This window comes from Micromonospora sp. NPDC050417, from assembly GCF_044458865.1.
GTDB lineage: Bacteria > Actinomycetota > Actinomycetes > Mycobacteriales > Micromonosporaceae > Micromonospora_G.
The window spans coordinates 337,651-359,766 of record NZ_JBITIH010000003.1 but is presented as its reverse complement, the minus strand read 5'-3'; the positions used below and the strand labels follow the sequence as shown (position 1 = coordinate 359,766).

At 67.7% G+C, this 22,116-nt stretch carries 18 protein-coding genes and 2 pseudogenes; 10 read left to right on the top strand and 10 right to left on the bottom strand.

Annotation, left to right across the window (positions count from 1 at the left end; translation table 11 throughout):
* From ACIBF5_RS06855 to argS, 10 genes and pseudogenes are all read left to right on the top strand, one after another.
* A pseudogene (locus ACIBF5_RS06855) lies at nt 1-183 on the top strand (IS982 family transposase); the annotation flags it as partial.
* A 372-nt stretch (nt 184-555) separates the two neighbouring features.
* Nucleotides 556-1,236 carry a hypothetical protein gene (locus ACIBF5_RS06850; protein ID WP_396808816.1) on the top strand — a complete coding sequence of 227 codons (681 nt, stop codon included), beginning with the start codon at nt 556-558 and terminating at the stop codon, nt 1,234-1,236.
* A 141-nt stretch (nt 1,237-1,377) separates the two neighbouring features.
* The gene (locus tag ACIBF5_RS06845) at nt 1,378-1,803 is read left to right on the top strand and encodes a protein NO VEIN domain-containing protein (RefSeq protein ID WP_396808814.1); all 426 of its coding nucleotides are present in this window, start codon (nt 1,378-1,380) and stop codon (nt 1,801-1,803) included.
* A gap of 475 nt (nt 1,804-2,278) precedes the next feature.
* Nucleotides 2,279-3,391: a hypothetical protein gene (locus ACIBF5_RS06840; RefSeq protein ID WP_396808812.1), complete on the top strand. Its 1,113-nt coding sequence runs from the start codon at nt 2,279-2,281 to the stop codon at nt 3,389-3,391.
* 29 nt (nt 3,392-3,420) lie between these two features.
* A complete protein-coding gene (locus ACIBF5_RS06835) occupies nt 3,421-6,723 on the top strand; it encodes a hypothetical protein (protein ID WP_396808874.1) in 3,303 nt (1,100 codons plus the stop codon).
* Nucleotides 6,720-9,407, top strand: a complete 2,688-nt coding sequence (locus ACIBF5_RS06830) for an RNaseH domain-containing protein (RefSeq protein WP_396808810.1) — start codon at nt 6,720-6,722, stop codon at nt 9,405-9,407. The genes ACIBF5_RS06835 and ACIBF5_RS06830 overlap by 4 nt, the downstream gene beginning before the upstream one ends.
* Nucleotides 9,408-9,684: 277 nt before the next feature.
* A pseudogene (locus ACIBF5_RS06825) lies at nt 9,685-10,131 on the top strand (transposase); the annotation flags it as partial.
* A gap of 127 nt (nt 10,132-10,258) precedes the next feature.
* Entirely contained in the window at nt 10,259-11,017 is a 759-nt protein-coding gene (locus ACIBF5_RS06820) for an ImmA/IrrE family metallo-endopeptidase (protein ID WP_396808808.1), read from the top strand.
* A gap of 239 nt (nt 11,018-11,256) precedes the next feature.
* Nucleotides 11,257-12,660, top strand: a complete 1,404-nt coding sequence (gene gltX, locus ACIBF5_RS06815; protein WP_396808806.1) for a glutamate--tRNA ligase — start codon at nt 11,257-11,259, stop codon at nt 12,658-12,660.
* A gap of 126 nt (nt 12,661-12,786) precedes the next feature.
* Nucleotides 12,787-14,505 carry an arginine--tRNA ligase gene (gene argS, locus ACIBF5_RS06810; RefSeq protein WP_396808804.1) on the top strand — a complete coding sequence of 573 codons (1,719 nt, stop codon included), beginning with the start codon at nt 12,787-12,789 and terminating at the stop codon, nt 14,503-14,505.
* Between the two features lie 12 nt (nt 14,506-14,517).
* Here the strand turns inward: argS and ACIBF5_RS06805 are convergent, their stop codons facing one another.
* From ACIBF5_RS06805 to amcA, 10 genes are all read right to left on the bottom strand, one after another.
* Entirely contained in the window at nt 14,518-15,021 is a 504-nt protein-coding gene (locus tag ACIBF5_RS06805) for a hypothetical protein (protein WP_396808802.1), read from the bottom strand.
* 111 nt (nt 15,022-15,132) lie between these two features.
* Nucleotides 15,133-16,503, bottom strand: a complete 1,371-nt coding sequence (locus tag ACIBF5_RS06800) for a hypothetical protein (protein WP_396808800.1) — start codon at nt 16,501-16,503, stop codon at nt 15,133-15,135.
* A complete protein-coding gene (locus tag ACIBF5_RS06795) occupies nt 16,500-17,123 on the bottom strand; it encodes an FkbM family methyltransferase (protein ID WP_396808798.1) in 624 nt (207 codons plus the stop codon). The genes ACIBF5_RS06800 and ACIBF5_RS06795 overlap by 4 nt, the downstream gene beginning before the upstream one ends.
* Before the next feature lie 5 nt (nt 17,124-17,128).
* A complete protein-coding gene (locus ACIBF5_RS06790; RefSeq protein ID WP_396808872.1) occupies nt 17,129-18,100 on the bottom strand; it encodes an NAD-dependent epimerase/dehydratase family protein in 972 nt (323 codons plus the stop codon).
* 8 nt (nt 18,101-18,108) lie between these two features.
* The gene (locus ACIBF5_RS06785; RefSeq protein WP_396808796.1) at nt 18,109-18,867 is read right to left on the bottom strand and encodes a phytanoyl-CoA dioxygenase family protein; all 759 of its coding nucleotides are present in this window, start codon (nt 18,865-18,867) and stop codon (nt 18,109-18,111) included.
* Nucleotides 18,867-19,523, bottom strand: a complete 657-nt coding sequence (locus ACIBF5_RS06780) for a class I SAM-dependent methyltransferase (protein WP_396808794.1) — start codon at nt 19,521-19,523, stop codon at nt 18,867-18,869. Before ACIBF5_RS06780 ends, ACIBF5_RS06785 begins: the two co-directional genes overlap by 1 nt.
* Nucleotides 19,520-19,846, bottom strand: a complete 327-nt coding sequence (locus ACIBF5_RS06775) for a methionine adenosyltransferase (protein WP_396808870.1) — start codon at nt 19,844-19,846, stop codon at nt 19,520-19,522. The genes ACIBF5_RS06780 and ACIBF5_RS06775 overlap by 4 nt, the downstream gene beginning before the upstream one ends.
* Nucleotides 19,812-20,771, bottom strand: coding sequence for a methionine adenosyltransferase (locus ACIBF5_RS06770; protein ID WP_396808792.1), 960 nt, complete (start codon nt 20,769-20,771; stop codon nt 19,812-19,814). Before ACIBF5_RS06770 ends, ACIBF5_RS06775 begins: the two co-directional genes overlap by 35 nt.
* A gap of 20 nt (nt 20,772-20,791) precedes the next feature.
* Nucleotides 20,792-21,691: a radical SAM protein gene (locus ACIBF5_RS06765; RefSeq protein ID WP_396808868.1), complete on the bottom strand. Its 900-nt coding sequence runs from the start codon at nt 21,689-21,691 to the stop codon at nt 20,792-20,794.
* Nucleotides 21,692-21,872: 181 nt separating this feature from the next.
* Nucleotides 21,873-22,058, bottom strand: a complete 186-nt coding sequence (gene amcA, locus ACIBF5_RS06760; protein WP_396808790.1) for a multiple cyclophane-containing RiPP AmcA — start codon at nt 22,056-22,058, stop codon at nt 21,873-21,875.
* Between the last annotated feature and the right edge of the window lie 58 nt (nt 22,059-22,116).

Here is a 22,116-nt window from a genome sequence, read left to right as displayed (position 1 = left end):
CTCATCGAGTCGGTGAACGACACGTTGAAAGGCCAACTCGACCTCGAACTACACGGCGGCCGGAGCATCGAAGGCGTAGCCGCCAGGGTCGCGCAGCGACTCCTCGCGATGACCGCCGCCATCTGGCACAACCGGACCACCGGCCAACCCGTGACCAGGTCCCTGATCGCCTACGACCACTGACCAGAGATAGGACTTACTCGTCTAGAACAAGCCCCGGCGTCGGCTTCCAGACTTAAACCGTGGGCTGTGGGTGCCTGTATTGTCACTGCCTGCGCCGGAATGCCCGCCGCGATGATTGTCGCCTTGGCGTCGCATGCATCGTCTGGGGTGGCGGGCGTGACCGCCCTTGCGTCCATAAGCGTCGCTGCTTTCGGGGCAGCCCTCAGCCTGGGACGGCCGTAACTTTCTACCGTTCGAAAACGCGGCCACGGGCGTTGAACTGCTATTTGTCCGCCGTGGGATCGATGAACGGCGTCATGATGCCGGTCATGATCCTGTCGTTCGGCTACCTGTTTCTTCGCCAGGCACTGCAGTTGATCATCCTGTTCGGCCGTGAGCACGCCGGACCTGGACCAGGCGTTTGTCCAGGGCGGCGGCGCGGCGGCCGGCGGGGGTCTTGGGCGCGCCCTCGACGATCCGGTAGCCGGAGGTGAGCTGGTTCCGCTCCACGGTGAGGGCCCCTTGGTCGAGGTCCGGTTCACCGGAGTCCGCGCATCTCCCCCGGCTGGAGTGAGGAACTGCGCGACCGCAAGGAGCCCTTCGACGGGCGTGACGACCTGCGCGCCTGGCTCGCGGACCGGGCTTTGCCCCACAGGGGTCGATGCCGGCGCCGTCCTCGCCCTCGCCGACTTGGACGACCTGCACACCACGATCGAGCGGCTGGGTGTCTCCCTGGCGGCGGTGAACGCCGGCTTCCGTACTCTGGGCCTGCCGCCGTTACACCACCGCGACGGGCACGTCCGGCAGTTCGCGGCCCACCTTCAGCAGCATCGCGCCGAGATCCAGGACCGCCTCCGCGACCGGTTCGTCGCCGTTGTTCGGCGTGGCGAGCCGCTGACCGAATACCTGCGGCTGCGCGATCTGCCCGGCCTCGACCCAGACCCGGACTGGCTGGACCGCCACTGGGATCTTCCCGAGCCCGTACTCAACAAGCGGATCGGGGATTGGCTCAATGCCGTCTGCCCGGCGGCCTCACCGATTGGACCCGCATCGACCGCGCTGCTGCCCCAGTGAAAGATCTGAGAGAAGGCGGCCATCGTACCGCCGTACGCGCCGCAACGGCCGCCCGAATCGCCGTAGAGGCGTGGCTGCACCGCTTTACCGGCACCAGCACCCGCCGCCCCGGCCAACCCGACGCTGTCGCCGCAGCCGGAGGTGACCGCGAGGGTCGGCCTCGCCGGCGAACTGCTGGTCGGCGAGTGGGTCCACCACCAATTCGGCTACCCACCCGAGACCACGTGGCGATCCGCCTACCGCCGCACACGCTTCCCGGAAGACGGCGACGACCGCCTCGGCTACGACTTCCTGGTCACCACACCGGACAAGCGCCTGCTTATCGAGGTCAAGGCGACGACAGACGCCGTACCCGAAATCGCCCTCGGCGAGTCGGAGGTCCGCCGCGCCCAGGCCCTCGCCGAGGACGAGGAGTACCTGATCGCATTCGTCGTCCACGCCCACGCCCTCGACCCAGCCCGGCGCCGCCTGCACATCCTTCCGAATCCGCTAGCAGCGGGCGGCTTCGAGTACTACCGAGTAGCCGGCTCCAGCATGCGAATACAGTTCCAGCTCACCGCCGGATGACCCATTGACCTTCTGGTACAAGATCAGGCGGTCGTGGTGATCAGGCCAGGTCAGTCGCGCCGGGGGAACCGTGACGTGGCAGCCGAGTTAGTGAAGCTGGCCGATCAGCTTGTACATTCGAGCTCCCTTCGACCATCGAGATCACTTCGGTAGCTGAAAAGTAGGTGGCGAGAGCACGTGCCGTAGCGTCGATGATCGTCGGAACTTCGATTCGGGCGATCATGAGAAGGGTGTCGCCGCAATCTCTGCACGATCTCCGCGACAGCTCTTGCGCAACTAAACGACGGACGCAGTGTGCGGGCCACAAAAATGTCGGGGGTGGAGTGTCTACTGATGCTGCTCCCAGCCGGGAGCACCGATCAAACTCTTACTGCGAGGAACGGCTCCCATGGACGTCCAAGATCAGGCGCCAGTCCCTGACCTACGACATGAAAGGGCGCGGACACCGGACGACGACTACCTGACGGTCATGATGTTGTCCGCCGGCCTGGCCAGCATCATCCAGAGAAGGAGATCGGCAGCAGGAGGATCGGCGAAGGAGACCGGCCTGTTGCCGGCCCCATGGCGGGTGGGGTTCTCACGCCTGTGGTGGCGTTATACCGACCAGGACCTCGATCCGCTCGACAGCGACCTCACGCTGTTGGAGCTGTGTACACAGCCGCTGGCGGCGTGGCCTGTGCGGCTCGACTTGTCGATCACTGACCTTCAGAACAGCCTGCTGGTCGACGGTGATCTGACCGAGTTCGCGGTACAGGGTTCTCGGCTTGCCCGGCACGACGTAGAGGCCGAGTGGATCGAGAACCAGGTGCACGCGGCGCTGCGGGACGCCGCGTCGGCGAACGGCTCCTCGGACGAGGAGATCGAGCATGCATACGCGGCGCTGCGCCGCTATCTGATCGACCACGCTGTGGTCGCTGACCGGGAGGTTCGCAACCTTGAGCGGCGCTTCCCGGAGAAAGACACCAACGCCCAGACGTACGTCCTTCGCCTAATCAATCTTGCCTACCACGCGCGGCCGGCCCGGGAGCCGCAGGAGTACCTGCTGTGCCCTCAGTGCGGGAATGTGCGCTCTGACACCCTAGCCAGCTGCGCGACCGCGGGGTGCCCCAGCGGTACGCCACAACCGTGGACGGCCAAGCCCCTAGCGGTGATCTACGAGCAGCACCGTGCGACACGCAAGTACATCCACGACCCGGGCCTGGTCGAGGCGCGGATCATCGACGCGCTGTCGGTCGACTCGCTGGCGTGGATGGTCAGGGTCACACCGTACCCCCGAGTCGACGCACTGGACGTGCTGATCGAGTTCCTGCTACCGGGCGCCAACGGCGTGCCGCAGGTCGTCGAGACCTGGGGTGTGGACGCAAAGGACCAGGTCAGCGCGCGGCTGCTGGGTCGGGGCTTCACCTGGCCGCAGACACCAGCATGCGACCGGCGGTACCTGGCGCTTCCAGCTCACCGGGCGGTGCAGCCGGGCTACATCAGCGACCTGGAGGCCGAACTCGACGGGCGGGTCGCGGGCGTGCACGCGATCGACGAGAACCAGCTGGTGGCTCGGGTCAAGGAGCGGGTGAAGGAGTTGGCCGCGTGAGAGAGACCTCGTCGTGGCGCGACAGCTTGATGAAGCAGATGCGCCGGGAGCAGTTCCCGGAAGCGGTGATGGCTCGTGACTCGTTCTGCCGGGTCGAGCTGGGGCTGCACTTCCTGACGAAGCACTTCCCGGGCGAGCCGGTGGGGGCACTGCAGCCGCTGCTGTCTGGGTACGTCGACCTGCCGCCCGAGCTGGTGGCGGCCTGCCGGCGGGTGCGACACCGCATGGGTGACGTGGCCCGGCGCGGCTACTGGCGCAGGCTGCTCAACCACTACCTGCGGGTGCCGCAGGAATGGCGGCGCTTCGCCCGCACGGACGCCGCGGACGGGCAGGTCAACGACAACACGGTGTTCACCGTCGCGGGCTCGGCGCTGTGCCAGGACCGCGTGGCGACGTACGACGCGGCGCTGGCTGACCCGCTGCAGTACACGCTGACCCCGCCACGGCCGCCGGCGCCGGCCGGGCGGCGGTACGAGTTCCGCGTCGGAGACGGCGTCGAGGTGGTGCACCTGCCGTCGACGCTGCCGCCGGCCCCGCCCGTCGCGCGGCTTCCCCTCGTGCCCCGCCGCTCCCGGGAGCGCTGGACGGTGTCGTTCGAGAAGGAACTGCTGGAGACGGCTAAGGAGATCGACCGAAGGCTCGTCGGCAAGCCCCACATCACGAACCGGAACTGGCACAAGCGCCTGACGGAGAACATGCGCTTCAGCTCCGTCGACCGCAACGGTCCCGGCCTGGTCGACAGGCCCAAGACTTTCGTCCTCGACGGCGTGTCTCACATCGTCGGGCTCATGAACTCGGGAAAGACCACCCTCACCGACGTGTTGGCGGTCAACCGGGTACTGGAGCACGGCAACCGGGTCGGCATGGTCCTAGGCTCGGTCGGTGACGTCTACGCCAAGGTGTCGTTCCTCCGGTCGATCGGCATCGACGCCGTGCCCCTGATCGGGCGCAGCAACCGAGCCGAGCACGCCGCACGGTACTGGCGTAGCGCGATCGAGGAATCTCCCGTCCTCGTGCCCGACGACGACAACCCTGCCGACCCGGCTGCCGCCTACGCGAACGCCTCCTGCCTGCTGGAACCCTTCCGGCGCTCGGCCAACCCCGACTGGAAGCCGCTGGAGCCAAACGAGTTCCCGTGCCACGGCAAGCTCCGCGACGCCGAGGCAGGCGAACCGGCCACCTACGACTGCCCGCTGCTGTCGATCTGCCCGGCGCAGAAGGCTCACCGCGAGATCGCCAACGCGCAGGTCTGGGTCACCACCGCGCAGTGCCTCGTCGCCAGCCGCGCGGAACCGGCTGACGCGTCCATGCGCTGGTTCGAGGCCTTCCAGCCGCACACCGACCTGCTCGTCATCGACGAGGCGGACGCGGTCCAACAGGTGCTGGACTCCCGGTTCGTGCAGACCGAGCCCTTGGTGGCCGCGGGCAAGGGCTGGACGCACCGGATGGTCCAGTACACCAATGCCGCCTTGGACAACCAGAGCATGGCGCCGGCGGCCGATGACGAGGTCGACCGCTGGCACACGCAGCTACAGATCCACCAGAACGCGGTCTTCGTCCTGAACCGGCTGGCCCTATCGCCGCCTGGACAGCGGCTGAAGGAGTTGCTCGGCGACGCGCCGTTCACAGCGCACTCGCTGTTGCGCCGCGTCGCCCGGACCCTGTTCGGGCTGCCCTCGCGCGGCGAGGGGGACAAGCGCGTCGAGGACCTCGCCGACGACTTCTACCGCCACGAGCTGCAGGAATTCGCGGAGAGCCCCCTGAGCGAACAGCCGCACAGCCTCGACGAGGTCGTCGCCCAGGTGACCCGCCAGCCACGGACAGAGGCCGCGGTAGCGCTGGCCATCGACGACTGGCTCGACCGGTGGCTGGAACCAAACATCAAGGCAGAGCACGTGTGCCGCGAATGGTTCGACCAGCGTCGCGGCCTGCTGCGCTTAGTCGTCGAGGCAGCCATCTGCGCCGGCCGCATCACCACGACGTTCTTCACAATGACGACGATGTACCCATCGGTGCGGGAGCACCTGCAACTGCCCGACGAAGAGACCTTCTGGGCCGACCAGCCGCCGCGCGATTACCGGCCGATCGTCCCAGAGGCTCCGATGGGCAACATCCTCGCCCTGCGGTGGGCCGACAGCCGCAACGGCGGAGCGTCGCTGCAACTGCTGTGGGTCCACGGTGTCGGCCGGTGGCTGCTGCACCACGCGCACGACCTCCTCGCCTGCGAAGGCGTGCAGGGTCCCCACGTGGTGCTCACCTCCGCCACCAGCTGGGCGCCCGGATCGTCGTTCTACCACATCCCCATCGAGCCCACCGCCGTGCTGCGTCCACCCTCCGAGGACGAGACCGCCCTGCGAAAGTCACACATGGCAGTCAAGGCGCAGAGGACCGGCGCCGATCCGATCTTCGTGTCGGGCAAGACCGGCAGCCGGCGCCACGACGCCCTGCGGCTGTTGGTCACCGCGCTGTGCCAGCCCGTCGACGGCCGGCCGCGCAGCGTTGTCGACGAGCTGCGGGCGAAGCTGCCCGAAGACCGGCGCAAGATCCTGTTCGTGGTCCTGTCCGGCGATGAGGCGCGTACCGTCGGCGACCACATCAACGCCCGAGTGCCCCAGTTGAGCGCGCGGATCGTCGTACCCGACGCCGCCGACCCCGGCGTCGGCGGGATCCAACGCCGTCTCGTCGGGCGCTTCGGCACGGGCGAGGAGGACATCCTCGTCGCCGCCGAGATGTCGATCCAGCGCGGCTACAACATCCTCAACGCCAACGACACCGCCGCCCTCGGCGCCGTCATCTACCTGACCCGCTCCCACCCGCCGCCCTTCGACCTGGCCTTCCCCCTGTCACTGGTGAGCCAACTGGCCATGGACCACCTCCAACGGCCGCCCGCCGCCGCCCCCGGCGAAGTCGGCAGCCTCGTGAAGCAACTCCGCTCCACCGCCCGCAAGGTCTGGTTCGACGCCATCGGCCGCCCGATCCAGTTCCGCGCCCTCGACCCCCAGGACCGGCGCGTCTTCGTCGCCAACAACCTCGTCCCCATGAGCCAGACCATCGGACGCAGCATCCGGGGCAACCAGCCGACCACCGTGCTGCTGTGCGACGCGGCCTTCGCCGAACGACTCGCCGACCCCGATGAGAAAACCGCGGACACGGCGCGTACCAGCATCGTCGTGGCCACCGACCAGTACCTTGGACAACTACTGGCCACGCCCGCCGAAGGCGCAAGCCAGCACCGCCTACGAGAGCACGCCGTCAACACCGCCGTGTGGGGCCTGATGGGCCACCTGGTCCGCACCAACGACCCCCTGGGATCGAGGAGGACCCCCCGGTGACCGACACCGAGACCAGCGAGAACACGGCCAAACCGCCCCGCAGGACGACCGGCGACCACCTGCGCCTGCTCGCGTTCGACATCGAGCCAGGCACCCGCTGGGACGTAGAGTGCGACGTCGCAGCGATGCCCGCCACCTGGTTCACCGAACTCGACAAGCAATGGCGCACCCGGCCGTTCGGCCGCCCCGGGCACTCGCTGCCCACCAGCAGCCTCAAAGAGCTCCTCTGCGGCATCGACCCGGCGATCATGTACGTCAACTGGGACCTGAGGTCGGACGACTTCATCGTCGCGTTCCCCGGCATCGACACGTACGTGGTCACCGACGCGATCGCCAGCTGGGCCACCACCGAGATCACGGACCAGGTTGACTGGTACCAGATGCTCAAACCAGCCGACCTCGTCTTCGAACGCCGCTGCTTCAATCTCCTCGAATTCGCCGTCCGCGCCAACGGCACCGCCGCGGTGGCTCCGCACGTCTACCAGATGCTGCCCTCGTTCCTCGCCAAAGAGGTCGTCGACAAGAAACTCGACCTGCTCGGCAAGGCCCGGCGCGACTTCATCCTCGGGCCACCCAGAAGCGACGGCCGGCGCAGCGCCGTCCTCTGGCCGCCCCAGCGAACCGACGACGACCGCGCCGGCCCCGGACTCGTCACCGCCAAGATCGACTTCCACGTGGAGACGGCACCCAACCTGCCCGTACCGCGCATCCACGCCGACGTCAGCATCAGCCGCTTCCCCCTCATGCCCGTGGCCTACGTGCCGTCGCGTGGCAAAGGCCCCACCTCAGCCACCATCTGGCTCCACGGACCACAAGGCTTCCTCGGCCGCGACGACGAACCCCACACCCTGCTGGCCGCGCCGGCACGCCAGATGCGGATCCCCGGCGGCGGCTGGCAGTGGCAGTGGAGCCCCGGCCTGGCCCGCGCCCTCGCGAAGCTCACCCAGCTGTCGTTCCCCGACCCGCACAAGACCCTCGCCGACCCGGCAGCAGCCGCCGACCTGCTCGACGAACGGGCCATCCGCGCCTACGTGCTGTACAGCGAAGGCACCAAGAGTCAAACTGCGGACGCCGACGCCGCACCCAGCGTGGACGCCGACGGCAAGGAAACCAGACGAGCCAAGACACTTGTTCACGCCGCCAACACCGGCCTGGTGCCAGGAGACCACGTCGACGTCCACTACAGGCTGCGTGACCTCCTCGCCACCCGCGGGATCCGGCCGCTGCCCGACCTCGAGCGTGTCGGCTCCCGTGCCACCCGCAAGATCAAGGCCGCGTTCGACCCGAACGCCACGTACACCGTCGAGCTGTGGATGCAGAGCGACATCACTCGCGAGGCCGTACTTGCGACCCTGGAGCACCACTTCGGCCTCGCACGCGAGCCTGACCCGGCCGACATCAGCGTGGTCCGCTTCCACGGCGACCTCAACATCGCCGTCCGCCTGCGCAACGGTGCCGAGGTCGGCGTCGGCGTCCAACCCGACCCGGACAAGAAGAAGACCGACGACGCCATGCTCCAGCTGCACACCAACCGGCTTGCAAGGGAGGCCCTCGGCGGGAGCACCGAACGCCTGGGGGCCATCGTCGAACTGCAGGACGCTGCCTTCTTCCAACGAGCCAGGCTCATCGACCCGAAGCCCGGCCTGAAAAAGGCCTTCGCCCGCACCAACCGGCGCCTGCAGTGCCTGAGGCCAGCCCAGCTGTTCACCGAGCCGAAGACCTGGCCCGAGAACGCCAAACGGAAGAAGCCCGAGCCCTACCCCGGCACACGGTTCGGTGCCGGCACCATCCTGCGCGTGGCGTCCGCGATCAACGACTGCCTGCGCCAGCTCGGCCGTTTCGGTCCCTACCAGATGCCCGTCGGACTGCCCGACATCGAGCAGGTCGGGATCTGGTTACACCACGACGGTCCCACCTGCATCCCGATTGTCATCCGCCAACAACCCGACGGCACCGCAACCGCCTACCTCCCCGGCGCGGACGGCAGCCCCTCTCACACGGTCCCCTACGCCGACCTACCCGCCCTCCTCGCCGACGGCAAAGGACGCATCGGCCCCGGCCGACAACAGAAGCAGATCCTCGCCGGCTTCCTCGTCAACGTCCTCGGCATCGGCGGCGCCGCCGATTCGGCAACCCACGACCGCATCATCATGGTCCGAGCCGCCGGATTCCGGAACTGGGGCTGGGACTGGATGCAGGACAAGCACCTGCGCCCCGACCAGCTGATCCTGCCCGGCGTCGACATCGAAGACGCTGCCGATCTGCCCGAGACCATCAACCCGGACAAGACACCGGGCCTGCGCATCATCCGCGTCCGAGACCGCTCCAGCACCATGGAAGTCCCCCGCGGCTTCGCCAACGACCTCGACAAGCACCACCCCAGGGTCAGCGGACTGTTCCGCGCCAGCGAACGCGTCTACTACTCCGTCAACCCCAAGTCCGACCAAATGCAAACTCCGCACGGCCGCACGAAGCTCGACCCCGACATCCACACAAACTTCTCCGTGCAGGCGTCCAACCCAGTGCCCCTGGAGATCTGCGTCGCCCACCAACAGCCCAACGACGATCCGGCAGCCCTCGCCACTCTGGTGTCACTGCTGCGTAGATCACATGCCCACACCGAGCAGGCCACCAAATATCCGAGCGTTCTACACCTCTGCTCGCTAGCAGACGAGTACCTGTGAGGCGCCCGACCGATCGGCGGATTGCTGGAGCTACGGCTTCTTCATTCGGCATTGGGTGCGGCTCCAGAGTTGGTGCACCGCGCTGCAGCTGAAGGAACCGCCATGGATCAACTGTCGCGGCTCGTATAAGGCGGGCTCGTCCCGCTACGGCAAGTCCATCCCGGTGAGGCACCCATGTTGCACCGACCTCGCCACGCCCACACTCAGGGGTCTGTGGATTTAAGGGTGTTTCCGGCCTGACCTGCCGGGCGTTGTGCCTGGTGAGGAGGGTGCCGTGATGACTGCGACACTGAACGATGTGACCCCGAGGAAGGTCAAGGCCGAGTTGTCGGCGGAGGCGAAGGCCGCCGCCGATCTGGTCCGGTTGGCCAAGGAACAGGGCCTGTCCTTGACCGGCCCGGACGGGCTGCTCAAGCAGTTGACGAAGACGGTCCTGGAGACCGCGCTGAACGAGGAGATGACCGGGCACCTCGGCTACGAGAAACACGAGACCGCCGGCGATGGGCGGTCGGGCAACGTCCGTAACGGGACCCGGTCGAAGACGGTCATGACCGATACCACCGGACCGGTCCAGATCGACGTGCCCAGGGACCGGGCGGGCACGTTCGAGCCACAGATCGTGCGCAAGCGGCAGCGCAGGTTGTCCGGGGTCGACGAGGTCGTGCTGTCGCTGTATGCGAAAGGCCTCACGACCGGGGAGATCTCGGCGCATTTCGCTGAGATTCTTCGCCGGCGGGTTCCCTACCCCGGCTACCCCGGGACACGCGCACTTTCGCAGCCTCCATACGGCCACCCAGGCCGAGCGTGACCAGGCGGAGGCGTTTGGCGAGGTTGCCTGGCGGGTGGTCGAGGTGATCGAACGGCACTTGCGGCTGCCAGAGCTGCGGCTGCCGCACCTGGACCTGGCCGACCCCGCCGGGCCGGACGACGTACGGGCCGCCGCCACCACCGCCCGGGAAGCGTTCAGCCTCGCGCAGGCCCCAGTGCCGCACATGGTGCGGCTGCTGGAGTCGTACGGGGTGATCGTCCTTGCCCTGCCCGACGTCTCCGAACGGGTCGACGCCTTTTCCCACTGGTATGGCCAGCGCCCGTTCGTGTTCCTCAGCCCGGCCAAGGACGACAAGGCCCGCTCCCGCATGGACACCGCGCACGAACTCGGCCACCTACTCATGCACCACGACGCCGAACCCGGCAGCCAGATTCTTGAACGGGAAGCCACCGCGTTCGCCTCCGAGTTCCTCGCACCCACCGTCGTGCTGCGCGACGAACTACCGGCCCGGCTCGACTTCGATCGGCTTCACGAACTCAAACGCCGTTGGGGCATCAGCCTCAAAGCGCTCGTTTCCCGGGCACACGAACTTGGCGTCTACCGGGACCACACCTACCGCCGAGGCATGAGTCTCCTCGCCCAGTGGGGCTACCCCGAACCCGGCGACCTCGGCCCTCGTGAAGCGCCATCCCTGCTCGGCAAGGCCGTTGAACTACTCGACGAACGACAGGTCACGGCCGCGACACTGGCTACTCAGGCGGCGCTACCTGCGACGCTCGCTCTTGCCGTCATCGACGCCGCCACCGAACATGTCCCCGAGTTGCAACTCGCCGCTCTCTGAAGTCTCCACCGCGAGCCGCAGCGGTCTGGGCATCCGAATTAGGAGGCTGGATGATCGCGTTCGCTGCCGGGTCTTAGTTTCACTTTCGCGAAGTAGCTGGCTGGATGAGCCTCTGGGGCCTCCATGATCACGCGCTGTGGGAACTCGTGCCGTACGCCAAAGTCGCCGCAGATCATGTCTCCTGCCTTGACCAAGATATTGAAACCAACGATCCTGCGCGGCCCGGTAGGCTGCTCTCCGTGACGAGCTCCAGCATCCGCGTGCGCTTCGCGCCCTCCCCGACGGGAATGTTTCACGTCGGTAACGCCCGGTCTGTCCTGTTCAACTGGGTGTTGGCCCGACAGTCGGGCGGGACGATGGTGCTGCGGATCGAGGACACGGATGCGGCGCGGAGCCGCCCGGAGTGGGTCCAGGGCATCCTCGACGCGATGGAGTGGCTTGGTATCGGCCCGGACGAGTACGAGGGGCCGCTGTTCCAGTCCGACTACGCCCAGCATCACCGCGAGGCGATCGATCGGCTCCTCGCCGCCGGCCTCGCCTACTACTGCGACTGCACGCGGGATCAGGTCGTCGCCCGCACGGGCAGTGAGCACAAGGGCTACGACGGCTTCTGTCGGGACCGAGGCCTGCCCGCTGGGGAAGGTCGGGCTGTTCGGTTCCGTACGCCGGACGAGGGTTCGACCGTGATCGTCGACCTGGTACGCGGCAAGCCGACCTTCGACAACGCGCTGATCGAGGACTTCGTGATCGCCCGCGGCGACGGGTCGCCGGTGTTCCTGCTGGCGAACGTGGTCGACGACATGGTCATGGGCATCAGCCACGTGATCCGGGCGGAGGAACACCTGCCGAACGCGCCAAAGCAGCAGCTGCTGTGGGAGGCGCTGGGCGCTGAGCCGCCGGTGTGGGTGCACGCGCCGATCCTGGTTAACGAGAAGCGGCAGAAGCTGTCCAAGCGTCGGGACCGGGTGGCCCTGGAGGACTTCCGTGCCGAGGGGTATCTCGCCGAGGCGATGCGTAACTATCTGATGTTGCTCGGATGGGCGCCGTCGGGTGATCGGGAGATCCTGCCCTGGGACGACATCGTGGCGGAGTTTCGGCTGGAGGATGTGAATCCCTCGCCGGCGTTCTTCGACGTGAAGAAGCTTCGAGCCTTCAACGGGGACTACATCCGGGCGATGTCGGTCGAGGCGTTCACCGAGGCGTGCCAGCCGTGGTTGAGCGCTGAGACCGTGCCGTGGCGGCCGGAGGCGTACGACGCTGACGCCTTCGCCGCTGTCGCCGAACTGGCTCAGACCCGGATCGCGGTGCTTTCCGAGATCGTGCCGATGGTCGATTTTCTGTTCCTTGATGAGCCGGCCGCTGACGAGGCAGCGTGGGCAAAGGCCATGAACGTCGACGCCCCAGCCCTACTGGCTGCCGTGGTCGAGGTATACGGGACGTGCGAGTGGCGGGCCGAGGTGCTCAAGGCGGCGCTGGAGGCGATCGGCGCTGAGCGGGGCCTCAAGCTAGGCAAGGCGCAGGCTCCGGTACGGGTCGCGGTGACCGGTCGCACCGTCGGGCTGCCGCTGTTCGAGTCGATCGAGATCCTCGGACGTGAGCGAACCTTGGCTCGCCTGCGAGCCGCACTTGACCGCCTGAGCTGACCACCTTTGCGACCGGCGGATCGATCCGCCGGTCAACCCTGGACGTCGATCGATCCGCTCCCTGATCATTTCCGGAAGATCCGCCTCCCACCCGGGACGGATCGGAGCGAGATTGGCGTACCTGTCATGAATCTTGAGAAGTTGCTGGCCGACCGGCTGGCCCAGGCGTTCTCGGCCGTGGCCGGGGGACCGGTGGATCCGGTCGTGCGGCGGTCGCAGCACGCGGACTTCCAGTCCGACGCCGCGCTGTCCCTGGCGCGTCGGCTCGGCCGCCCGCCACGGGACATTGCCACCGAGGTACTCGACCAGGCGGCGTTGGCGGACCTCTGCTCGGCCGTGGAGGTGTCCGGCCCCGGGTTCATCAACCTGACGGTCGCCGACCCGGCTCTCAGCTCGTTGTTGTCCGACATGGCCGAAGACGCCCGGCTCGGTGTCCCGGCGAGTGCCGCCCCCGAGACGGTGGTCATCGACTACTCGGCGCCGAACGTGGCCAAGGAGATGCACGTCGGGCACCTCCGGTCGACCGTGATCGGCGACGCCGCCGTACGGCTGCTCGAATGGCTCGGGCACAGGGTGACCAAGGCCAATCACCTGGGCGACTGGGGTACACCGTTCGGGATGCTCATCGAGCACCTGCTCGACCTGGGCGAGTCGGAGGCCGCTCACGAACTGTCCGTCGGCGACCTGGACTCGTTCTACAAGGCGGCCAGGGTCAAGTTCGACGCCGACGACGCGTTCAAGGAGCGGGCCAGACGGCGGGTGGTCGCCCTGCAGAGCGGCGACGAGCTGACCCTCCGGCTGTGGCGGCTGCTGGTCGCCGAGTCGGAGAAGTACTTCCTGACCGTCTACGACCAGCTCGGTGTCCTGCTCACGGAGAAGGACTTCTACGGCGAGAGCTACTACAACGACATGCTCACCCCGGTCACCGACGAACTGGACCGGCTCGGGCTGCTGTCCGACAGCGGCGACGCCGCCTGCGTCTTCCCGGAGGGATTCACGGGACGGGACGGGCAGCCGCTGCCGATCATCGTGCGTAAGCGCGACGGCGGCTACGGCTACGGCGCCACCGACCTCGCGGCGATCCGCCACCGGACCCGGGATCTCGGCGCCACCCGGCTGCTCTACGTCGTCGGCCTGCCGCAACGCCAGCACTTCGAGATGGTCTACGCGGTCGCCCGGCAGGCCGGCTGGCTACCGGCACCCGCCCGTGCCGAACACGTCGGCTTCGGCTCGATCCTCGGCTCGGACGGCAAGATGCTGCGCAGCCGGGCCGGTGGGTCGATCAAACTCGTCGGACTGCTCGACGAGGCCGTGACCAGGGCCGCCGAACTGGCCCGGCAGAAGAACCCCGACCTCAGCGAAGCGGACATCGCCGAGGTGGCACGGGCGGTCGGCATCGGCGCGATCAAGTACGCCGACCTGTCCACCGACCGGATCAAGGACTACGTCTTCGACTGGCAACGGATGCTCTCCCTCGACGGCAACACCGCCCCGTATCTGCAGTACGCCCATGCCCGGATCCGGTCCATCTTCCGGCGAGCCGGGATCGACCAGTTCACCGTCACCCCGATCACGATCGGGCACCCGGCCGAACACGCCCTCGCCCTCGAACTGGCCAACTTCGGCGCCGTCGTCACGACCGTCGAGCAGACCCTCGAATTCCACCGGCTCGCCGGCTACCTGCACACCCTCGCCGCCACCTTCAGCGGCTTCTACGAACACTGCCCCGTCCTACGCGCCGAAGGCGAGGTACGGAACAGTCGGTTGGCCCTGTGCGACCTCACCGCCCGCGTCCTGCGCCACGGCCTGTACCTGCTCGGCATCGCCACCCCGGAGCGCATGTAGCCATTGGCGCCCTCAACCACGCCCACTCGCCTGGCTGGTATCAACTGCAGGAACATCCCGTACGGCCTCCACCAACTGCCCGAGCGCCTTCGTGGAATCTCCGTCGTCAGGCTCCTTGGAGCCATCCGCCAACCTACGGCGGACCTCCGGAAGCATTTTCTCCCATTCCTCCACATGCCACCGGATCGAGTTGATCAGAAAGTGCAACGCCCGTTTGGAGGGGCTTGTAGCAAGGGTCCGTCGGCCAATGTCAATGCGCTCGAAGCACCACAACAACGTGAAGTAGGCCGTCATGGCCTGCCGCTTTTGGTCGGGATCGAGGGACCCCTTGCTGCGCACCAGGTTGCCTAGCCGATCGCGGGCCTGCGCCACCTCACCGCTCGTTAGGTCTTCATGCAGGGAACGGGCAAGCTCAAAGTCCTCACGCCTACGTTGCCCTCGAAAGGCCGCGATCGACACGGTTAGTGCCCCAGCCGCCAGCAGCGTCGATACAATCGTGGCAACATCCCGGAACATGCTTCCTCCCCGCGCGCCTTACGCCTTTAGCCTGTTTGTAGTCCATGCGTACCAACCTCGGGCGGCCACGTTTGCAGGCGCTGACGAACGCGGCCGCCCCTGTCGGCAGGTCTACTCCTTTGCGGACTCGGAGCTGAGCCGGGCTACCGGCAGGCGGATGGTGGACCGTGTGTCGAATGGCGGTGCGAGGTTGCCGAAGTTGGTGCCGAGGACCTCGTCGCTGAACCGGAAGACCTCGGGCGCCACGGGTCCGACCCGGCCACCGCTCGGAAGCCGGTCGGTGGCAAGGGTCGCGGTTAGCAGCCAACCACGAGGGGACGGTGTGACAACGAGACCTCCGTCGGATCCCCTCGGATCCAGGACCAGTCGGTCGCCGTCCCAGTGGACCGACGCCTCACGAGGGGCCTTCTCGTCGGCGTGCGTAGCAGCGCCGAAGATCGTGCAGGTGGCGCCAGCGGTAAAGGTCTCCTCCGCTAACTGCTCGACGGCGCTGGTGTCAGGTTCGATTCCGTTGCGCACGAGCAGGTTCACCGTGTGTAGCAAGACTCGCAGGTCAGGGGGCGCGGCTTCCATTGCGGAGGTGAGCCGGGCGTTGAAGTCGGTGGGGAGAAACCCGCGGGCGGTGAGGATGCCATCGACGGAGAAGCCGCCGCGGTAACCGAGGCGTTCGCGTAGACAAGAGCCGAGGCGTTCGGTCTGGGTGACGAGGTTGGCGGCGTGGCCGAGGGTGGGAACAGCGCCAGCGCAGAGAAAGGTCCCTTGCTCAGTGCGGGGAAGTGTCACGAGTTCCATGGGCGGAAACGGGATGACGCCCCTGGTGAGGGCCAGCCCGTGAAGGCGTACCGGGACGCCTTCCAGGAGCGGCATGAGCCGGACTCGCCAGGTCCCGGGTTCGGCGGTCGGGATCGTTGTCGGTGGTAGGCCGTTGCGCCACCACCAGATGCCGTCGCCGCCGGCCGACGGGCCGGCACCAAGTGGCTGGCAAGAGCAGACGACTCCGGTGCCTTGGTCGACGATCGCCCCGAGCATCGCGAGGTCAGCCGTGCCATCGCTGACGATCGACTGTGCTCGGGGCACACTGGCGGCGTCCCAGAGCGCGTCGACCACGGTCTTGTCCTCGAAGAGCCGCCAAGCAGGCTGTCTGACGCCGATTCGTCTCCGGCTGCCGGCGTGTGGCGGATCGAGCGGGTCGGGTAGAACGAGCGTCGCGCTGTTGTCCGGGTCGAAGGCGTCCGCCGGACGGGCGAGCCAGCCGGAGCCGTCGAGCCCGCCGATGGCGTGGTGTTGCCATGCGAGGTGGTCGGACGCGCCGCGCAGCGTCCGGCGGCGGGTCTCGGGCGGGGCATCGTCCAGGGCGAGAGCGAGGCATCGGGCCGGGCCGAGCAGGTCTCTCCAGGCTCGCGCGTCGTCAGCGCGACCGCAGACAACGATCACCCTGCCGGCGGGCAGTAGCTGGTTGATCGGCAGACCGGGCCTGGTCATCGGCGTCGCCGCCACGGCCGGTCGGTTCGGCTCAGAATCAGGTTTGCTGGTGTCTCGTGGACCACTTCATAGGCGCCCGCGCCGAGATGGCGTTGGATGATGTGGCGGTGGCGGTCGGGGTGGTCGTCGTCGAATTCGATGATGACGATGGCTGGCCGGTGCCGGGTGTGGTCGAAGGAGTCCCACACGTCGAGTTCGTTGCCTTCGACATCGATGCTCAGCAGGTCGATCTGGTCGATGCGCCGCTGGTCGAGGAGGTCTTCCAGGGTCCGGCAGGCGACCATGATCTGCCGATAGTCCTTGCCGGTTAGGCCCAAGCCGGACCAGGACGGTTTGTGGGCGTACATGCCGAATGGCCAGAGGCCGGGTATGGCGGATACGGCACAGGTGTCCACGGCGCAGCAGCGGTGGCGGAGTCGCTGGTGGTTACGGGGGTCGGCATCTACGCAGAGTCCGCGCCAGCCGAGGTTTTCGAAGTAGAGGCTGTTGCTGCCGCGTACGCCGTCGCCGGCCCCGATGTCGACGAATACCCCGTGCGTCGGGAGATGGTAGTTCTCTGCGAGCCAGCGGTCCTCGCCCCACTGCGAGTGGTAAGGCGCGGGTTGGGTGTAGGGCAGCACCGCCGTCACCCCCGCCAGCGCTGGAGCAGATCCCGCTCGCGGGCATGATCGAGCCAGCGTTGTGACCAGCCGCGTCGTAGCGTCTGCCAGCCCAGTGCATCGGTGATGCTGTCGCCGAGTGGTCGGAGGGTCAGGCCAGCGCTGGTGGCGCGGCTGTTGATGACCGACATGAGTGCCAGTTCGGGGCTGGTGGCGGGCAACCACAGCGGGATTTCGGTCCACGGTTGTACGCGGTGGGTGAGGGCGAATTCTTCGCCGACCCGGCAGGGAGTGACGGCTCGGCCAGCGCGGGTCAGGACCGTGTCTACCAGGGTTCGGGCGGTCGTTTGAGGGCCAGCGACGTTGACGACGCCGGTCAGTTGCCGGTCGGCGGCGTTGTGCAGAAATTGGGCGACGTCCGTGGCATCGATGAGCTGGATGGACTGACGGTCGTTCATGGGGACCAGTACGTCGCCGCCGCGCAGTGCACGTTCGAGCCAGTAGGCCAGGCGTTCGCTGTCGTCGTACCGGCCGATGACCAGGCCGAGTCGGGCGATGAGCAGGGGCACGTGGATCCGGTCGAGGCGACGCCGGAGGTACCGCTCGCAACGGAGTTTGCGGGTGGCGGAGGCGCGTACCGGGTGGGAGGCGTCGGCCGCGATCGTGGGCGCCCGTTCGGTCAGCCCATAACGGCCGGGTGCTCTTCGGTATACGCCACAAGTGGAGATAAACAGGTATCGGCCGACGCTGCTGAGTAGGGGCAGGACGGGGCGCAGGTCGTCGACGTCGCGGGCGCTGGTGTCGATGACCGCGTCCCATGGTTCGGCGAGAACGGCGGCGGCTTCGACGGTCGGTGCGCGCCGGTCGGTCAGGACGTGTCGGGCGATCCCGGCGAACGGCGATGGTGAGCGGCCCCGGTAGAGCACGGTGACGTCGTCGCCGCGGGTCAGGCATTCCTCGACGATGTGCCGCCCGACGAATCGAGTGCCGCCGAGCATGAGGATCTTCATCGCGGCTCCCCGTTGTCCTGGTGGGCGGGGCTGTAGCCGAGCACGAGCAGTCGACGTGGGTGGCCGGAGGTGTTCGGTCCGCTGGCATGAACCAGGGCCGCGTCCCAGATCAGTACCGCGCCGGGCTCGGCGACCAGGGTCACGGCCGTCGCGTCGGGTGCCGCGGCATCGGGTACGACGGGTCCCTGGTTGTCGGTCGGGATCATCTCGATGGTGTGGCGGTGGCTGCCGGGCCAGACCCGCAGCGCGCCGGCCGTTTCGGTACAGGGGTCGAGGCAGACGGCGACGGTGAGTACGCGTGGGTAGCCGCGGGCGGCGTAGTAGGCGTCGTCGGTGTGCTTGCGGACCTCTTCGCCGAGCACCGGTAGTGCTGCCCATCCGGCGGTGATGTCGACGGTCTGCTTGTACATGAGCTTGTTGTCCATCAGCTTCGGTGGCGCACCGAGCAGGTCGGCGACGACGGCGCGCACCTCGGGACTGTCGGCCACCGCCGTAGCAGTCGAGGACAGGTCGACGACCGGTTTGACCTTGAGGACGTATGGTTCGCCGCTGCTGAGGCGCCACCAGGTGACACGCGGGTCGAGTGTTCTGGTGGCGACCATCCGGGCGAGCCGGTGACCGAGGAGCGTGTCGGCCTCGACGCGGAGTTCCTGGATGGTGGCGGGCGGGATCAGGTCCGGCAGGACGAGGTACCCGTGCGAGGCGAACCGGTCGATCTGCTGCGCGGATACCGCCGGCGCGATCGGTGGGGTCATCAGGCGCCGCCTTTCGTGGCGATCGGGATCAGGAAATCGCGGCTGGGTTTGGTCCAATGCGGCGGGGTTTGTTCGGCCGGCATGGTGTGCGGGTGGGCGGTCCATTCCGCGAAGTGCCGATCGAGGACCTTTCGGCGGGCCGGGCCGATCGAGGTGCCACTGTGGAAGAAACTGAACCGGCCGCCGGGGCGCAGGCAGGGCATCGCGACGCGGGCGACGAACTCGGCGAAGTCGGGATCGGCGTGCCCGTCGGGAGGCCAGGTGTCATACATGATCGCGTCGAAGGCGCCGGCCGGCAGTGTCACGAGCTGCCACGGGTCGGCGTACACCCGTACCGGGACGTCGAAGGTTTCGATCACCCGGGCGCGGGCCATCAGGGCCACACCCGGGTGCGGTTCGATCGCTGTGTACGAGCCGACGTCGCAGCCCGACAGTTGGGTGGCGAACACACCCAAGCCGAGTCCGACCTCCAGCACGTTCGGACGGGCGAAGCCCTCCGTGAGCCGGGCGGCGTGCTCACGCATCAGGTCGGCCTCGGCGAAGAACATCACGTACTGCGAGCCGATGCGCAGGCCTTCGGCGTCGATGACCGCAGACTGGTTGCGCAGGGCGGCGATGTGCCGCTGATGCACCTCGGAGAGCGTCTTCGTCGTCATAGCGGGACTCCGTCACGGAACCGGGCGAGCGGGTCGGCGGCGAGGAAGCGGGCGGCGAAGGTCCGAGCCCCGGCAACGGCGCACCGCACCACCTCTTCGATCTCGGCCACGGTGGCAGCATTGACCTCGCGGTCCACCGAGACGAGGACGTGTGCCGGGTCGTCGAGCTGGCTGCCGTTGCGGGCTGCGATGGTGACCTCGGCGTAGACCGAGGTTTCGGCCAGCACCCGCTCGGCCGCTTCTGCGGCGACAGCGGTGTAGATCTTGCCGGCGTGGTGGACCGGGTTCTTACCTGCAGGCGCCTCGCCGCTCGCCGGGCGCAGCGGCTCGATGGCCCCGCTGTACCGGTTGCCACGCCCGACCGCACCGCAGTCGCCCCTTGCCGAGCGATGTGCCGAACGGCGCCAGGTAGCCGCGACCCGGCACATCCTTCGTGTTGAGATGCAGGGACAGGCCGGTGACCGCGCGCGCTCGGGGATCCTGGTCAAGCAGAGACTTCAGCTCGGCGGATACGGTGCTTTGCGCCTCGGCGAGTGCGGCCCGGTACGCCTGCCATGACTCCACGAGTTCGGGATGGAATGGCACGGCGGCCGTGACTTCCAGCGCTGAGCCGATCCGGACCACCATGACCTTCACGTCGGTCCCGGCAGCGGGAACGATCTGCCGGAATCCCTCGTTGGTGAGCCGGCGTTCCAGGCGAATCGCGAGGTCGGCGGCGAGCCCTTGGCGGGCGGTGCCGACGCAGACCACGGTGTCGTTGGCGACCGACTCGGCCGCGAGTACGGCACTGATGTCCCGCGCCGCGTCCGGACGGTAGAACCTCGGGTCGTGGTCGACAGCGGTGCCCCGCGTGTTGTTGATGTGCAGGCGCAGGTGTTCGAGGATGCGGCTGTCACCGAGCGCGGCCGGGAGGACTTCGAGGACGACTTCCCGGAAGATCTCCTCGATCGGAACCTGCGTCTCGCCGACCTGGTCGGTGATTTTTCCGAAGAGGTAGCAGTCGGCGGGCTTGAGGATGTCGAAGCCACCGAAGCGGACGTCGGCGGCGGCGCCGACGAGGTTGACCTTGTCGACCCAGTGGTTGGGGATGGCGCCGAACTCACGTAGACACCAGGACGAGTAGCGCTGGGAGAACGCGTCGGCGACGAGGTCGGCGAGGCTGTCCGGGTGGCCGATGCCTTTGCGTTCGGCGACGTCGAATGGCTGGTCGTCTGGGTCGATGCAGGCGTGACGGATCGAGATCTGCATGGGGGTGTGCCCTTCGGGGGTCAGATGTCGTCCGGGTCGACGCCCTGTTCGGGGCGGACCGGCGGGTCGACGAGGTAGGAGAGGCACTGCGACAGGACCAGAACCCGTTTGGCGGGGCACGGCTCGTTGACGTCGGCGGGCCGGAAGGTGCCGTCGTAGAGGTTGCCGTAACCGGTCGGTACGGAGGCGCATCGGCGTACATCGCCGGTGACGGTGACCTTGAACGAGGTGACTCCGGCGGTGCACGCCTGGCCGCGGAAGGAGAGCATCCCGTCGAGGTACGGCCGGTTGAAGACGTACTCGCCGGAGTTGGCTAGGACGACTGCCTTCTCCTCGTCGGTGTAGCCCTCTGGGTAGCGCACGCCTTCGTAGACGCCCTTGAACACTTTGGCTCGTACGTGGTCCACGCCCAGTTCGCGCAGCCGGTCAAGGTCGGCGGCGAGCCGGGGCAGCAGCGGCGGGTACAGCACGTACAGGGCGGTCACGTCGAACCCGGCACGCCGCAGGATCAGGTAGTTGCGGGCGTACGCGTCGAGTTCCAGCCCGCGCAGTTCGCGTTCGGGCTGATGGATCGCGGCCACGATCTTCGCCACCCGGTCGGCAGGGACACGCTCGGCGAACTCTTCCATGCCGTCGGAGGCGAGGTTGGTGTTGATGCTGATGAAGTGGTTGCCGGTCAGGCCCTGGCACAACTCGACGAAGCCGGGGAACATGAACGGCTCGCCGCCGGACATGTGGACCAGGCAGACCTTGCCCAGCTCGTCGAAGCGCTGGACCACCAGCTCCGGGGCCGGCTCGTCGAGGTGCTTGCGGTTGAGCACGTAGCGGATCTGCGGGTGGCAGTACTCGCAGAAGAAGTTGCAGCGGTTCGTCAGGTGCCAGTCGAACTCCCAGTCCCATGGAGGCTTGGTCTGGGTCATCGCCGAAGTACGCATCAGGTTCTCCTCTCGGCCGTCGGGGTTTCAGCGACGAAATTCAGCCGAACGATTGCCGTGGCGAGTCGCGGCTGAGGTCCGCACGCCGGGAGGTAGCGGCGCCAGCAGCGCGTCGACAGGTGCGAGCCTGTGAAGCCGGCAGGCCCAGCCACCAGGACCTTGGCGATCACACGTGACCGCCTTTACCGGTCGCTTGCGCGAATAGGCGGCGCCAGGCATGGGTGAGCAGAGGGGGATCAGCCCACACGACCCCCGCCCGCCCGATCGCCGATGATTCTGTGTGAGTGGGCACCACCGGGCGCGGCCTGGAGGCCGTGCCGGCGGTGGCATTTCGGGAGACGTAGAGGGTCATGACCACATCGCCGCCCGCTGAACCCCGCTCAGATCATTTCGAAGCGGGGCCGGTAGAA

What these genes read in the sequence shown, in the direction of transcription:
- ACIBF5_RS06835 (WP_396808874.1), top strand. Translation starts at nt 3,421, where the DNA reads ATGAAGCAGATGCGCCGGGAGCAGTTCCCGGAAGCGGTGATGGCTCGT.
- argS (WP_396808804.1), top strand. Translation starts at nt 12,787, where the DNA reads ATGAATCTTGAGAAGTTGCTGGCCGACCGGCTGGCCCAGGCGTTCTCG.
- ACIBF5_RS06805 (WP_396808802.1), bottom strand. Translation starts at nt 15,021, where the DNA reads ATGTTCCGGGATGTTGCCACGATTGTATCGACGCTGCTGGCGGCTGGG.
- ACIBF5_RS06800 (WP_396808800.1), bottom strand. Translation starts at nt 16,503, where the DNA reads ATGACCAGGCCCGGTCTGCCGATCAACCAGCTACTGCCCGCCGGCAGG.
- ACIBF5_RS06790 (WP_396808872.1), bottom strand. Translation starts at nt 18,100, where the DNA reads ATGCTCGGCGGCACTCGATTCGTCGGGCGGCACATCGTCGAGGAATGC.
- ACIBF5_RS06785 (WP_396808796.1), bottom strand. Translation starts at nt 18,867, where the DNA reads ATGACCCCACCGATCGCGCCGGCGGTATCCGCGCAGCAGATCGACCGG.
- ACIBF5_RS06780 (WP_396808794.1), bottom strand. Translation starts at nt 19,523, where the DNA reads ATGACGACGAAGACGCTCTCCGAGGTGCATCAGCGGCACATCGCCGCC.
- ACIBF5_RS06770 (WP_396808792.1), bottom strand. Translation starts at nt 20,771, where the DNA reads ATGCAGATCTCGATCCGTCACGCCTGCATCGACCCAGACGACCAGCCA.
- ACIBF5_RS06765 (WP_396808868.1), bottom strand. Translation starts at nt 21,691, where the DNA reads ATGACCCAGACCAAGCCTCCATGGGACTGGGAGTTCGACTGGCACCTG.
- amcA (WP_396808790.1), bottom strand. Translation starts at nt 22,058, where the DNA reads ATGACCCTCTACGTCTCCCGAAATGCCACCGCCGGCACGGCCTCCAGG.